12 protein-coding genes are annotated in these 13,269 nt (G+C 68.7%); 5 read left to right on the top strand and 7 right to left on the bottom strand.

Annotated features, from left to right (window positions below; translation table 11 throughout):
- Positions 1-1,022 (top strand): peroxidase family protein (locus CLG85_RS02380; protein WP_311734950.1); only part of this gene is annotated, 1,022 nt, incomplete at its 5' end.
- Positions 1,023-1,185: 163 nt separating this feature from the next.
- Here the strand turns inward: CLG85_RS02380 and CLG85_RS02375 are convergent.
- The 7 genes from CLG85_RS02375 to CLG85_RS02345 all read right to left on the bottom strand — a co-directional run bounded on the left by CLG85_RS02375 (position 1,186) and on the right by CLG85_RS02345 (position 8,649).
- Entirely contained in the window at positions 1,186-2,964 is a 1,779-nt protein-coding gene (locus CLG85_RS02375) for an adenine deaminase (protein WP_260348375.1), read from the bottom strand.
- Positions 2,961-3,848 (bottom strand): nucleoside hydrolase, encoded by an 888-nt coding sequence (locus CLG85_RS02370; protein ID WP_095883543.1) that lies wholly within the window; start codon positions 3,846-3,848, stop codon positions 2,961-2,963. Before CLG85_RS02370 ends, CLG85_RS02375 begins: the two co-directional genes overlap by 4 nt.
- Positions 3,845-4,858 carry an ABC transporter ATP-binding protein gene (locus tag CLG85_RS02365; RefSeq protein WP_095883544.1) on the bottom strand — a complete coding sequence of 338 codons (1,014 nt, stop codon included), beginning with the start codon at positions 4,856-4,858 and terminating at the stop codon, positions 3,845-3,847. The genes CLG85_RS02370 and CLG85_RS02365 overlap by 4 nt, the downstream gene beginning before the upstream one ends.
- Positions 4,851-5,627, bottom strand: coding sequence for an ABC transporter permease (locus CLG85_RS02360; RefSeq protein WP_095883545.1), 777 nt, complete (start codon positions 5,625-5,627; stop codon positions 4,851-4,853). Before CLG85_RS02360 ends, CLG85_RS02365 begins: the two co-directional genes overlap by 8 nt.
- Before the next feature lie 4 nt (positions 5,628-5,631).
- Positions 5,632-6,453 carry an ABC transporter permease gene (locus CLG85_RS02355; RefSeq protein WP_095883546.1) on the bottom strand — a complete coding sequence of 274 codons (822 nt, stop codon included), beginning with the start codon at positions 6,451-6,453 and terminating at the stop codon, positions 5,632-5,634.
- A gap of 196 nt (positions 6,454-6,649) precedes the next feature.
- On the bottom strand, positions 6,650-7,666 hold the full coding sequence (locus tag CLG85_RS02350) for an ABC transporter substrate-binding protein (protein WP_095883547.1): 1,017 nt from the start codon (positions 7,664-7,666) through the stop codon (positions 6,650-6,652).
- Positions 7,663-8,649: a LacI family DNA-binding transcriptional regulator gene (locus tag CLG85_RS02345; protein ID WP_260348374.1), complete on the bottom strand. Its 987-nt coding sequence runs from the start codon at positions 8,647-8,649 to the stop codon at positions 7,663-7,665. The genes CLG85_RS02350 and CLG85_RS02345 overlap by 4 nt, the downstream gene beginning before the upstream one ends.
- A 294-nt stretch (positions 8,650-8,943) precedes the next feature.
- Between CLG85_RS02345 and CLG85_RS02340 the strand changes: the two genes are divergently transcribed.
- Genes CLG85_RS02340 through CLG85_RS02325 form a run of 4 tightly spaced genes read left to right on the top strand, consistent with a single transcriptional unit; the run spans position 8,944 to position 13,208 of the window.
- The gene (locus CLG85_RS02340) at positions 8,944-10,065 is read left to right on the top strand and encodes an ABC transporter permease (protein ID WP_260348373.1); all 1,122 of its coding nucleotides are present in this window, start codon (positions 8,944-8,946) and stop codon (positions 10,063-10,065) included.
- Positions 10,062-10,868 carry an ABC transporter ATP-binding protein gene (locus CLG85_RS02335; RefSeq protein ID WP_224843632.1) on the top strand — a complete coding sequence of 269 codons (807 nt, stop codon included), beginning with the start codon at positions 10,062-10,064 and terminating at the stop codon, positions 10,866-10,868. Before CLG85_RS02340 ends, CLG85_RS02335 begins: the two co-directional genes overlap by 4 nt.
- 2 nt (positions 10,869-10,870) lie before the next feature.
- Complete coding sequence (locus CLG85_RS02330) at positions 10,871-12,589, top strand: MlaD family protein (protein ID WP_260348372.1); 1,719 nt, start codon at positions 10,871-10,873, stop codon at positions 12,587-12,589.
- Between the two features lie 4 nt (positions 12,590-12,593).
- The gene (locus CLG85_RS02325; RefSeq protein ID WP_095882182.1) at positions 12,594-13,208 is read left to right on the top strand and encodes an ABC-type transport auxiliary lipoprotein family protein; all 615 of its coding nucleotides are present in this window, start codon (positions 12,594-12,596) and stop codon (positions 13,206-13,208) included.
- Positions 13,209-13,269 lie beyond the last annotated feature (61 nt).

The following is a 13,269-nucleotide window of genomic DNA, read 5'->3' as shown; positions in this document are numbered from 1 at the left end:
ACCCGATCTACAATGCGATCTGCCAGAAGTTCATGGCCGATCCCGCGTATTTCTCGGAGGTCTTCGCCCGCGCCTGGTTCAAGCTGACCCACCGCGACATGGGCCCGAAGGTGCGCTACGTCGGCCCCGACGTTCCCGCCGAGGACCTGATCTGGCAGGATCCGATCCCCGCCGGTACCACCGGCTACGACATCGGCGGCCTCAAGGCGAAGATCGCGGCCTCGGGCCTGAGCGTCTCGGACCTCGTGTCGACTGCCTGGGACAGCGCCCGCACCTTCCGCGGCTCGGACATGCGCGGCGGTGCCAACGGTGCACGGATCCGTCTTGCCCCGCAGAAGGACTGGGAAGGCAACGAGCCCGCACGCCTCACCAAGGTGCTGAACGTGCTCGAGCCGCTGGCGAATGCCGCCGGTGCAAGCCTTGCGGATACCATCGTGCTGGCCGGCAACGTCGGCGTGGAACTGGCGGCCAAGGCAGCTGGCCACGACATCACGGTGCCCTTCGCTCCGGGCCGCGGTGACGCCACCGACGAGATGACCGACGCGGCGAGCTTCGATCCGCTCGAGCCGCTGGCCGACGGCTTCCGCAACTGGAAGAAGAAGGACTACGCGGTTTCCTCGGAAGAGATGCTCCTCGACCGGGCACAGCTGCTGGGCCTCACGGCGAACGAGATGACCGTTCTGCTGGGCGGCATGCGCGCCATGGACACCAACCACGGCGGCACCAAGCATGGCGTCTTCACCGATCGCGCCGGTGCTCTGACCACGGACTATTTCGTCAACCTGACGGACATGGCCTACACCTGGGTTCCGGCGGGCAAGGATCTCTACGAGATCCGCGACCGCAAGACCGGCGAAGTGAAGTGGACCGCGACCCGCGTCGACCTGGTGTTCGGCTCGAACTCGGTCCTGCGCGCCTATGCCGAGATCTACGCCCAGGACGACGGCACCGAGACCTTCCTCGCGGCCTTCGTGAACGCCTGGACCAAGGTGATGAACGCCGATCGCTTCGACCTGAAGTGATCCGGCAACCAGCCTGACAGACCGGCCCGCACCTCTCCCCGAGGTGCGGGCCTTTTTCATTGAGCGCCGCGCGCCCCCGTTCTTCTAGGTTCAAATATCCCGGGGGACGGCCGCAGGCCGGGGGGCAGAGCCCCCTCTTCGGGAGCGCGCCTCCGATACGCGCTCAGGCCAGCCCGTCCTCCAGAACACAGCTCTCGAGGAGCCTGCCCTCGAAGGGATCGACCAGCCCCATGTCACTCAGCCGCGGCCCCGGGTTGCAGACCAGGGAGGCCCCGAAGAGCGCCTTGAACACGAGGTACGGCGGCTGCCAGCCGACCAGCCCATCGAGCGTCGCGCGCAGCGCGGCGAAGCTCTCCGCGACCTGCGCCAGGGGCGCGGCGCTGATAAGCCCGGCGATCGGCAGCGGCAGGCAGTGCAGCACCTTGCCGCGCGAGGCCACCGCGACCCCGCCACCACAGTCCCGCAGAGCATTGGCGGCGGCGGCCATGTCCTCCGGCCGGCGCCCGAAGACCGTCAGGTTGTGGCTGTCGTGCGAGACCGTCGTGGCAAAGGCACAGCGCCAGTCGCCCCAGCTCTCGAGGAAGGCGACCCGCATCGGTGTGCCCGCGCCGTGGCGGTTGACGATGCCCATGCGGATCATGTCCTCGGGCAGCACCAGCCGGCCGTCCTCGACCGCGACCCTGCGCTCGCCCCAGACCGGGAAGCGCGGCTTGGCGAGCGTGGCGATACGCGCGCGCGGGCCCTTGGCGGGGATCTCGAAGTCGCCGGGTGTCACGGGCGCGAGCCGCATCGTCTCGCGCAGCGCAGGCGGCACCGGCGCGGGATCCGGGCGGGTCGTCAGCCGTCCGGCCTCTGCCGCCAGCTTCCCGTTCGTGATCACCATCTCGGCCCGCACCGCCTCGAGGTCCGAGAGCAGCACAAGATCGGCGCGGCGACCCGGCGCGACGAGACCCAGATCCGGCCGTCCGATCCGGCTTGCGGCGTTGAGCGTGGCGGCGCGATAGGCCCAGAGCGGCGGCAGGCCGACGTCGATCAGCAGCCGGATCACCCCATCGAGCCCGCCTTTACGGAGCAGATCGTCGGGGAAGATGTCGTCGGTGCAGAGGGTGACAGTCTGCGGCAGCTCGCCCAGCCCGGTGAGCGCCTCGGCGAACTCGGGCAGCAGGTGCTCATGCGAGCCGCGCAGCTCGATGGTGAAGCCCGCCTCGAGCTTGGCCATCAGGTCCGCAGCACTGGTGAGCTCGTGGTCGGTCTCGACCCCGGCGGCGGCAAACCCCGCGAGATCGCCGCCGGTGAGCCCTCGCGCGTGTCCGCAGACCCGCTTGCCCGCGTCGAGCCCAGCCTGCACGATCCCGGCAACGCGCGCATCGCCCTCGAGCAGCGGGCGCATGGTCATCAGCTCGGCAGCGCCATGGGTGTCGTCCCGGGCCAGCCAGCGGGCGACGGTACCGGCGGTGAAATCCCCGCCCGAAGCCTCGAAGCCCGGCGCCGAAGGCACGCATGTCGGAACCAGCGGCAGCAGGCGCAGCGGCAGGTCCTTCGCAGCGTCGCAGGCGTAGCCGAGCCCCGCCTCGCCCGAGACATTGGCCAGCTCGTGCGGGTCCCAGAGCGCCGTCGTCACCCCGCGCGGCACCACGGCGGCGGCATATTCGGCGGCGGTGATCATCGAGCTTTCGACGTGCATGTGGCTGTCGATGAAGCCCGGCACGAGGGTCAGCCCGCGCGCGCCGATGCGCGCTTTCGCCGGGCATGCCGGGTCGGGCGCGTGAACGCTGGCGATGAGCGGGCCGATGATGCCGACGTCGACCTTGCGCTCGCGCCCGGTGATCATGTCGAGCACAGTGCCACCCTCGATCAGCAGATCGAAGGGCGCCTCGCCGCGCGCGGCTTGCACCGCACGGGCGCGCAGCGCGGGGTCGTTGAGATCGCTCGGGAAGGTCATGCGTCCGCTCCTGTCAGCGCATCGAGGCAGAGCCGCGCGATGTCTTCGAGCGGCGCTGTCGGCAGCCAGGTCAGCCCCTCGGGATCGGCGGTGAAACGGGTGGCGCCATAGGTCTCGTCCCGCGCGGTGGAGACGGACAGGCTATGGCGCTCGAAGGCAAAGGCTTCGGGCCGGACCATGGCCAGCGCGGCGACGGGATCGTAGATTGCCATGCCGGCGCGTCCGCGCTTGAGGCCGATGTCGAGGTAGCCGCCGAGCAGTTCGTCGGTGAGTGGATCGGTCGGCGGCATGTCCTCGGGGCCGAAGGTGGCCTGACGGCAGATCATCAGGTCGACCACCTCGAGCGGCAGACCCGCGTCAGCAACGATGGCCGCCGCCTCGGGATCGCAGAGCGCGTTGAACTCGGCCAGCGGCGAATGGTTTCCCGGCCCGTTACTGCCGCCCATCCAGACAAGGCGGGTAATGCGGGCGGCGGCCTCGGGGTAGCGCTGCACCAGCAGCGCGATATTGGTCAGCGGCCCCAGCGCCAGCACCGGGCGCGGGCCCTCCTGCGTCAGCCAGTCCGCCAGCGCCTCCACGGCATCGGCGGGCGGCTGCGGGCCGTCGACATCGGGCAGAAAACGGCCACGGCTGTCCATGCCCTTTTCGCCGAGAATCTCCTGCGCGGTCTCGACTTCGCGGACCAGCGCCTTCTGCGCTCCGGCGTGCAGCGGGGCATCGAGACCGTAGGCCACTGCCGCGCCGAGCGCGTTGGCGATGACCTGCGGCAGCGGCGTGTTGCCCGCAACCAGCGAGATGCCCTCGGCCGTCGCCCCGTAGCGGCGCAAGAGCAGCAGCGCCCAGAGGTCGTCGAAGCCGTAGTCGGTGTCGACCCAGAGCCTCATGCCGCAAGGCCCCGCGCGGTCGAAAGCGGCAGGTCGAAGCGGATGGTCTCTCCCAGAGCCACCTCGGGCAGCGCGATGGCGGCATCGGCCTTGATCGGGCCGAGCGCGCTGTCGATGACGTATTCGCGGTGCGCCCCGGCGAAGCTGCAGGCAGCGACGCGGCCCTCGTGCGGGCCGCTGCCCACGGTCACCGCGTCCGGGCGCCATGCAAGGATCGGGCTTTCGGGGCGGGCTTCGAGCGGAAGGCGGCCCTTGGCGGTCACCACCTCGGTGCCCTCCACCCTGAAGATGTTCTCGAAGCCCATGAACTCGGCGGCAAAGGCAGTGGCGGGGCGGGCGTAGAGATCCGACGGCGTGCCGAGCTGCTCGATCTTGCCGTCCTTCATCAGCACGATGCGGTCGGCGAGCGCCAGCGCCTCGGCCTGGTCGTGGGTGACGAAGACCATGGTGATACCTGTCTCCTTCTGCACACGCTGCAGCTCGGTGCGCATTTCGAGGCGTAGCCGCGCGTCGAGGTTCGACAGCGGCTCGTCGAGCAGCAGCACCTTGGGCCGCATGACAAGCGACCGCGCCAGCGCCACGCGCTGCTGCTGGCCGCCCGACATCTCGGCGGGCTTGCGCTTCTCGAAGCCGGTGAGGCCGACGGTGGCCAGACCTTCCTCGGTGCGCGCCTTGATCTCGGCTTCGGGCAGCTTCTGCAGGCGCAGGCCGAAGGCGACGTTCTCGAAGGCGGTGAGATGCGGGAAGAGCGCGTAGCTCTGGAACACCAGCCCGATGCCCCGCTTGTTGGCGGGCACGCGGGTCACGTCGCGGCCGTCGATGGTGATCGTCCCGCCGGTGGGCGCGAGCAGCCCGGCGATCGAGCGCATGGTGGTGGTCTTGCCGCAGCCGGACGGGCCGAGCAGCGCGATCAGCTCGCCTTCGCGGATCGACAGGTCGAGGTTCGGCACGGCGACCGACTTGCCGTAGCTGAGGGTGAGGTCGGAGAGTTGGACGAAGGCGTCAGACATAGCGAGAGAATCCCAGCAGGCGTTCGGCGGTGAAGACGATGGCGAGCGACATGAAGGCAAGGAGCGCCGAAAGCGCGGCGACCGAAGGGTCGAAGGTGATCTCCATGTAGGCGAGCATGTCGATGGGCAGGGTGCGGACCCCGGGACCCGAGAGGAACAGCGAGACCGGCACCTGGTTGAAGGAGGTGACGAAGCCGAGGATGAAGGCGGCGAGCACCCCGCCCCGGATGTTCGGAAGCACCACCTTGGTGAAGGCCTGAAGCCGCGAGCATCCCAGGAGAACGGCGGCCTCTTCCATGTCGGCCCTCAGGTTAGTCATCGAAGAGGAGACGACGCGCACCGCATAGGGCAGCACCAGCGCGGTGTGTGCCATGAAGAGCGCCAGCGTGACGGTGACACCCGTCGGCACCACCATGTAGCGCAAGAGCGCGAGGCCGACGATGATCCCCGGCACGATGATCGGCGCTGCGACGATGGTGCGCAGCGTCTCGGCGCCCGGCAGGTCGTAGCGGTTGAGCGCATAGGCCGCGGGCACCCCCAGCAGCAGCGCCATGAACGTGCCGAAGATTGCCAGCGCCATCGACAGCGCAAAGGAGGCACGGAAGCTCTCGACGGTGAAGACCTTGAGATACCACTTCAGGGTCAGCCCCTCGGGCGGGAAGGCCAGATAGTCCGTGGCCGAGGCCCCGGCGAGGATGATGATCAGGAACGGCCCGATCAGGAAGGTCAGCGTGAGGCCCAGGATGGACCAGGTCGCAAGATGGCGCATGAGGTCAGCTCCGGGCGGTGGCGATGCGCTTCAGCAGCAGGTTCGCCGAGAAGGACATGACGATGAGGATCATGGCGATGACGCTGGCCGAGACGAAATCGTTCGACACGTTGACCCGCTGGTAGAGCAGCGTTTCCAGCATCAGCACCTTCGAGCCGCCGAGGATCGCCGGGGTGATGTAGGCGGTGAGCGCGCCGGTGAAGACCAGCGTGCCGCCGATGACGAGCCCTTCCTTGGTCAGCGGCAGGATCACCTTGAAGAAGACGGCGATCCAGCTTGCCCCGAGCACGCGGGCGGCAGGGATCACGTCGCGCGGGATGTTCTCCATCGCGGAGACCAGCGAGATGATCATCAGCGGCAGGAACAGCTGCAAGAGGCCGAGGAAGACGGCGGTCTCGGTGAACAGCAGGCGCAGCGGCGTGTCCGACAGGCCCAGCCCGGTGATCGCCTCGTTGACGATGCCGGTGCGGCCCAGGATGACGATCCAGGCATAGGTGCGGGCGACGGGCGAGATCATCAGCGGCAGGACCACCATGCCGAAGACCTTGCCGCGTGACTTTGGGCCGAGGTTGACGATGCAGAAGGCGGCGGCATAGCCGATCACCGCCGCCGTCCCGGCCACCAGAACGCCCAGCTTCAGCGTGCGCAGGAAGACCGTGCGGTTGAGCGGCGTGGAAAAGAAGTCGATGTAGCCCTGCAGCGACCAGCTTCCGCCGGAGCGGAAGGCCTCGGAGAGCAGGATGCCCACCGGCACGAGGAAGAGCAGCGTCGAGAAGATGGCGGCCGGAAGGGCGAGTGCCAGCCCCTCTCGGGTGTTGCGAAACATGATGCGTGTTCCCCTCTGTCTGGGGCGGGTGTCGGAACGCGCTCGGCCTGCGGGGCGCATTGCGCGGATCGCAGCGGCTCGCCGGGGAGCGACCTGCGATCAGGAGTGTTCGGGGGCCATGGGCGCCGGGAAGAAGGCGGCGCCCATGGCCGAACGCGGAGACTGTTGGGGATGGAGACAGCCCCCTGCGATACGGTTACTGGATCACCTCGGCGTTCCACTGCTCGACCCAGCCCTCGCGCTTGTCGAGCACCTCGGCGGCCGGCATGATGTTCAGCGATTCAATGACATCCGCGCCATAGGTGAGGTTCTCGGCGGCCTCCGCGCTCAGTTCGACCTCCTTGTTGGCCGGGCTGTCGATCAGCATCTCGCCGATCTTGGTCTGGACCTCGGTTGAGAGCCAGTAGTCCATGAACTGGTAGGCCAGCTCCTCGTTGCCGTTGCCCTTGGTCATGACCATCACGTTCATGCCGCCGGCCTGTCCTTCCTCGGGTTCGGCCCAGGCGAAGGGCAGGCCCGCGTCCCTGAAGCTGCCCCAGGCGAAGCGGCCCACGGGGGCGGCGATGACTTCCTGCTGGTTCATCAGCTGCACCAGCTCGGACGAGCGCGAGAAGAAGGTCACGATGTCATCGGAATGCGCGCCGATCTCGGAGATCACCGGCGAGAGGTCACCTTCGACGCCCTCGGCCTTGCCGAGCATCATCAGCGTGAGCGGGCCCTGCGTGGTGGTGATGTTGGGCAGCGCCACCTGGCCGGCGAGGTCCTCGCCCAGCAGATCGCCCCAGCTCTGGATGTCCACGAGGTCGGAGCGGTAGACGATGGAGCTTGCGTAGAAGGTGTAGCCGACCGCCATGTGATCGCCGATCGGATCCTTGGCGCTGTCGTAGAGCTTGTCGAAGTTGCTCAGCTTGGCGCCGTCGAGCGGCTGGATCAGCCCCTTGCGGGCCAGCGCCAGCGCGTCCTGCGTGGAAATCACCGCCATGTCGATCACCGGGTCGGCGGCATTGGCCTCGATCTTGGCCATGCGCTCGACGCTGTTGCCGGTCTCGACGACCAGATCGCAGCCGCAGATCGCCTCGAAGGGATCGTAGAGCGCTTCTTTGTATTCATCCTGCGCGAAGGAATAGACCGAGATGGTCAGGGTCTTGTCTTCGGCATGGGCCGCGGTACCGAAGGCGCTGGCGAGCGCGAGGAGCGATAGGGTGGTCTTCATGGCAGTCTCTCCGTGTTGGTCGGGGTCTGGGTGGTTATCGGGGGGGCCGTGGTGGAGGCGCGCGGTACCAGCCGCATGGGCACTGCGTGGCTCTCGGGTCGGGCGGCGCCGGCAATCAGGCCGGTCAGCACCTTGAGCGCATGCTCGGCGATGGCGCTCACATCCTGCGCGGTGGTGGTCAGCGCCGGGTGCATGGCGGTGGCGAAGGGCAAATCGTCGAAGCCAGTGAGGCTCACGTCCCCGGGCACCGAGATCCCGCCGCGCGCGAGTTCAGACAGGGCGGCGAGCGCCAGCAGATCCGAGGTGGCAAGGATCGCCGTCGCGCCCTGCCCCACGTGTTTCGGCAGCGCGGCGAGCCCGGCGTCGCCCCAGACCGTCTCGATAAGGACGCTCGGGCCGAGCCCCTCCGCCATGCCGCGCATGCGGTCCTGCTGCACGTCCGAGACCCGGTCGCCGCCGAGCAGCACCACGTGGCCGTGGCCAAGCCCGCGGACATGCGCGCCGATCAGCGCGCCGCCGCCGATGTGATCGGCCGAGACGGTGTTGCGCGGGTCGCGCGCCGTGTTGATCGTCACCATGGGCAGGCCGGGCGCCTCGGGCGAGGTGCCCTTCTGCGGCACGATCACCACGCCATCGACTCCGCGCCCCACGAGCTGCTGCAGTGCCTCGGTCTGGCGCGCCTCGCTGCCGCGCGAGTCGGCGATGAGGATGCCGAGCCCGCGCGCCTCGGCGGCGATCGACAGGTTCTGCGCGATGCGTGGGAAGAGCGGATTGGTGAGATCCGGCATCACGAGTCCGAGGATGCCGCTCTGCCCGGTCTTCAACGCGCGGGCGGCACTGCTCGGGCGGTAACCAAGCGCCTCGGCACGGGCCTGAATCCGCTCCGCCAGCTCTTTCGAAACCCGTCCCTTGCCGGTGAGCGCGTTCGAGACCGTGGCTGCCGAAACCCCGATGTCCTGTGCGATCTGCTTGATGCTGGCCATGTCGTTCCCTCTTTGGTGAAACGATTAATCAGTGGCCTTTCCGCCGGTCAACTATGAATTAAACGTTTAATCAAACTCGAAGCGCTTCGGGCGCCGCGCTGCTCAAAAATCAAGCGCCAACACCCTTCATGGGGGAAGTGCGCTCACTGGATGCTCTCTTACCGGACAGCAGTCCTTGCTGCCGGAAACCGCGCCGGTTGCGTCAAAGCGCCCTGCCCATTCGCGCGAATTCTTCTGGTGAAGCGGCGCAAAACCTTTCAAAATGAGAAAGATACGCGGGGAGCCCACGCATCCATGAACACCGGCGGGTTGCAGGTCGAGCACGAAGAATCACTCTCCGGTCAGGTCATCAGCCTCTCCGGCCCGCTGACAGTGCGCGAGCTTGCAAGACTGCAGACGGAGCTGACCGCCGTGCCGCGCAACCCGGTCATCGACCTCTCGGGGGTCACCCGGATCGACACCGCCGGCGCTTGGGCGCTCGCCGACTATGAACAGCGGGTCGCGGCGCAGGGCGGCGCGCTGCGCTATCGCGGCGCCAGCGAGGCGGCCGAGCTGCTCCTGGCCACCGTGCGCCGCGCCCTGCCGGTGCCCGAACCCGCACCCGTCGCCGCCACGGGCCTGACGGCGCTTTTCGAGGCCACCGGTCGGAGGGTGGTCGGCGGGCTGCGTTTTCTGCGCGGATTGCTGGAATTCCTCGGCATGTTCCTCGCCGGGCTCTTCCGGGTGATGATCCACCCGCGCGAATTCCGCGTCACCGCGCTGGTCGCCCATTGCGATGACGTCGGGCTGCGCGCGGTGCCGATCGTCTCGCTCATGGCCTTCCTGATCGGGGTCGTGCTCGCCTTCCAGGGCGCGACGCAGCTGCGGCAGTTCGGCGCCGAGGTCTTCGTGGTCGATCTCATTGCCATCTCGGTGCTGCGCGAGCTGGGGATCCTGCTCACCGCGATCATCGTCGCGGGCCGCACCGCCTCGGCCTTTTGCGCCGCCATCGGCTCGATGAAGATGCGACAGGAGATCGATGCGATGCGCACGCTCGGGCTCGATCCGGTCACGGTGCTCTTCGTGCCGCGCATACTGGCGCTGCTGCTGATGCTGCCGATCCTCGGGCTGATCGCCGATCTCACGGGTCTCTTTGGCGGTGCGCTGATGTCCTGGATCGAGCTCGGCATCTCGCCCTCGATGTTCCGCACCCGGCTGGTCGCCGACACCGACATCAGCAATGTCATCGTCGGGCTCATCAAGGCGCCGGTCTTCGCGGTGATCATCGGCGTGGTCGGCTGCCACGCCGGGATGCAGGTCAAGGGCGACGCGGAATCTCTCGGGCGGCAAACTTCGAGCGCCGTGGTCACCGCGATCTTCGCCGTCATCGTCGCCGACGCGCTCTTCTCCATCTTCTTCGCCGAGGTGGGGCTGTGAGCCCGGAAGACGACAAAGAGGTGCTCATCCGGGTCCGCGGGCTGCGCACCCAATTCGGCACCCACGTGGTCCACGACGGGCTCGACCTCGACGTCTACCGGGGCGAGGTCCTGGGCGTGGTCGGCGGCTCGGGCACCGGCAAGTCGGTGCTCCTGCGCGCCATCACGGGGCTCGAGCGCCCGGCGGCTGGCCGGATCGAGGCCTTCGGCACCGAGGTGCTGACCGCCTCGCCCGAAGAGCGTGACCGCCTCGACGAGCGCTGGGGAGTGATGTTCCAGGACGGGGCGCTCTTCTCCTCGCTCACCGTGCGCGAGAACGTCGAGGTGCCGCTGCGCCGGATTGCCGAGCTGACGCCCGAGCTGCGGCGGGCCCTGGCGGATCTCAAGATTTCGCTCGTCGGCCTGCCTTACCGCGCCGGCGACGCGGCCCCGTCGGAGCTTTCGGGTGGGATGCGAAAGCGCGCCGGGCTGGCGCGGGCGCTGGCCCTCGATCCCGAGATCGTCTTCCTCGACGAGCCCACCGCCGGGCTCGACCCGATCGGCGCCTCGGCCTTCGATGAGCTGATCAACACGTTGAGCGACGCGCTTGGGCTGACCGTCTTTCTTGTCACCCACGATCTCGACACGCTCTATGCAACCTGCGACCGTATCGCGGTGCTGGCGGAAAAGCGGGTGCTCGTCACCGGCACGCTGCCCGAGATGCTGGAGGTCGATCACCCGTGGGTGCAGGAATATTTCACCGGACCGCGGGCGCGCCTTGCGCGTGACGCCATCCGGACCGACACGAACACCGAGGCTGACTGACCATGGAAACCCGCGCCAATTACGTGCTTGTCGGAGCCTTCGCCATAGCGGGCTTCCTCGGGCTGCTCGGCTTCCTGCTGTGGTTCGCCAATGTCGAGCTCGACAAGCACTTCGACTATTACGACATAGATTTCTCCTCGGTCTCGGGCCTGTCGGTCTCCTCCGAGGTGCGCTTTGCCGGGCTGCCGGTGGGACAGGTGGTGGGCCTCGGACTCTCGCCCGAGCAGAATGGCACTGTGCGGGTCCGCGTAGAGGTTGCCGCCGGCACCCCGGTGCGCAGCAATTCCACGGCCACCATCGAGGCACAGGGGGTCACCGGCGTCAGCTATGTCAGCATCGCCCCGGGCAGTCCCGGCGCGCGGCTGCTGTCCGAGCAGACCGGCGAGGAGGTGCCGCGCATCGCCGCTGGCCAGTCGGCGCTGCAGTCGCTGACCGAATCCGCGCCCGAGATCCTCGACGAGACACTTGAATTGGTGCGCAGCCTGCGCGACCTCCTCGGCTCCGACAACCAGCAGCGCGTCGTCACCATCCTGACCAATGTCGAGCAGGCCTCGGCCGAGCTGTCGCAGACGCTGCAGGATCTCTCCAGCGTGACCGGTGCGGTCTCGACCTTCACCGACCAGATGGACCGCTTCAACGCCAGTGTCGAGGGCATGACCGACGACGTGGCGGGCGTTCTCACCGACGCGCGGGACACCCTGCGCGCGATCACCACCCTCTCCGAGGAGGCCCGGGCGCTCGTCGCCCAGGGCACCGGGACCGCCGCGGCGGCAGAAAGCTACATCACCGACCGGCTGGGCCCTGCGACCGAGCAGCTGCAGGGCAGCGTCGCCGAGATCGAGGCGCGCTTCGCCAGCCTGAGCAGCCGCGCCGAAACTCTCGCCGAGACCTTCACCGAAACCGGCGACGCCGCCACCGCCCGGCTGACAGAGGCGCAGAGCACGCTGGCGGGCCTCGACGGGCTCATCGCCGACCTGTCGCAGACATCGCGCAGCGTCGACGCGGCGGCGCAGCGGCTCGACGGGCTTCTGGCCGGGGACGGCGCCGCGCTGATTGCCGAGCTGCGCACCGCCACCGCCGAGGCGACCGGGGTGATCCAGGGCTTCGGCGACAGCACCGGCGCCGATCTGACCGCCATTTTCGAGGACATCCGCGCCGCCACCCGCTCGGCGGTGCAGACAATCGAGACCGTGGGCGCCGATCTCAGCTCGGCCTCGGGGCAGCTCGACGGGCTTGCCGGGGACGCCTCTGAGACGCTGGAGGCGGCGCGCTCGACCTTCGCCGCGGCCAATGTGACACTCTCGACGATCAACGGCACGCTCGAGACCGGCGACCGCGCGCTCTCGGCCGCCGAGCGGGCCTTTGACGGGGCTGACCGGGCGATCACCCAGGAGCTTGGCCCGATCGCAGCGCAGCTTCGCGGCACTCTGACCGAGCTGGAGAGCGCCATTGCCGCGGTTTCGGGAGACATCCCCGAGATCACCAGCGAGTTGCGCGCCGCCAGCCGCTCCGCCGCCGCGGCCTTCAGTGGGCTCGAGGGCGCGGTCGGCGAGACCCGCCCGGCGTTGCGCGATTTCAGCGCGACCGCCCTGCCGCAGTTCAGCCGTCTCGCCGCCGAGGCGCGCGCGCTGATCGACAATCTCGATGCGCTGACAACGCAGCTCCGGCGCGATCCGACCCGCTTCTTCCTCGACGACCGTGCCCCCGAATACCGAAGGTAGCCCCATGTTCCCGAGACTCCTCCTGCCCGCCCTCGCCCTTGCCCTCGGCACCTCCGGCTGCGCCGCGATCTCGGCGCTCGACAGCGCCTCGGAAACGCTCGATGTCTACGAGCTGCAAACGCCCGCCATCGAGGGTGCGGCGCGGCGGGGATGGGCGGAGCTTGTGGTCGAGCCGCCGATCACCAGCGGTGCGCTGAGCACCGACCGCATCATGATCCGCCCCGCGCCGCTGCAGGCGCAGTATCTGCCGGGTGCGCGCTGGTCCGACGAGGCCCCCGCCATGCTGCAGACCCTGCTGGTCCGCAGCCTCGCCGAGACCGGCGCCTTCGCCTCGGTGGGCCGCGCGCCGCTCGGAGCGCAGGGCGATTACGCGCTGCTGGGCGAGCTGACCGATTTCCAGGCCGAGAGCCTCGGTTCCGGGGCGCCGGTCTCGGTGCACCTGCGGCTGATGCTGCGCCTGGTGCGCGAGCGCGACTCCGCGGTGGTCGCCAGCCGAACCTTCGAGGTGCGCGAGCCCGCGACGGACGACGAGACCGAAACCGTCGTCGCCGCCTTCGACCGGGCGTCGCGGCGGATGATCTCGGAAATCCTGCCATGGGCAGTGCGTGCCGGGGGCTGAACCTCGCGACTGTTCACATCTTTCCCATGCGTCATTTCGCGGTGCTGACAGGTGGCACCGC

It is taken from the genome of Alloyangia mangrovi, assembly GCF_002300555.2.
GTDB lineage: Bacteria > Pseudomonadota > Alphaproteobacteria > Rhodobacterales > Rhodobacteraceae > Salipiger > Salipiger mangrovi.
Note: the sequence above shows the minus strand (reverse complement) of the source record. Positions and strands in the feature narration are given on the sequence as shown.

What these genes read in the sequence shown, in the direction of transcription:
- CLG85_RS02375 (WP_260348375.1), bottom strand. Translation starts at nt 2,964, where the DNA reads ATGACCTTCCCGAGCGATCTCAACGACCCCGCGCTGCGCGCCCGTGCG.
- CLG85_RS02370 (WP_095883543.1), bottom strand. Translation starts at nt 3,848, where the DNA reads ATGAGGCTCTGGGTCGACACCGACTACGGCTTCGACGACCTCTGGGCG.
- CLG85_RS02365 (WP_095883544.1), bottom strand. Translation starts at nt 4,858, where the DNA reads ATGTCTGACGCCTTCGTCCAACTCTCCGACCTCACCCTCAGCTACGGC.
- CLG85_RS02360 (WP_095883545.1), bottom strand. Translation starts at nt 5,627, where the DNA reads ATGCGCCATCTTGCGACCTGGTCCATCCTGGGCCTCACGCTGACCTTC.
- CLG85_RS02355 (WP_095883546.1), bottom strand. Translation starts at nt 6,453, where the DNA reads ATGTTTCGCAACACCCGAGAGGGGCTGGCACTCGCCCTTCCGGCCGCC.
- CLG85_RS02350 (WP_095883547.1), bottom strand. Translation starts at nt 7,666, where the DNA reads ATGAAGACCACCCTATCGCTCCTCGCGCTCGCCAGCGCCTTCGGTACC.
- CLG85_RS02345 (WP_260348374.1), bottom strand. Translation starts at nt 8,649, where the DNA reads ATGGCCAGCATCAAGCAGATCGCACAGGACATCGGGGTTTCGGCAGCC.
- CLG85_RS02340 (WP_260348373.1), top strand. Translation starts at nt 8,944, where the DNA reads ATGAACACCGGCGGGTTGCAGGTCGAGCACGAAGAATCACTCTCCGGT.
- CLG85_RS02330 (WP_260348372.1), top strand. Translation starts at nt 10,871, where the DNA reads ATGGAAACCCGCGCCAATTACGTGCTTGTCGGAGCCTTCGCCATAGCG.
- CLG85_RS02325 (WP_095882182.1), top strand. Translation starts at nt 12,594, where the DNA reads ATGTTCCCGAGACTCCTCCTGCCCGCCCTCGCCCTTGCCCTCGGCACC.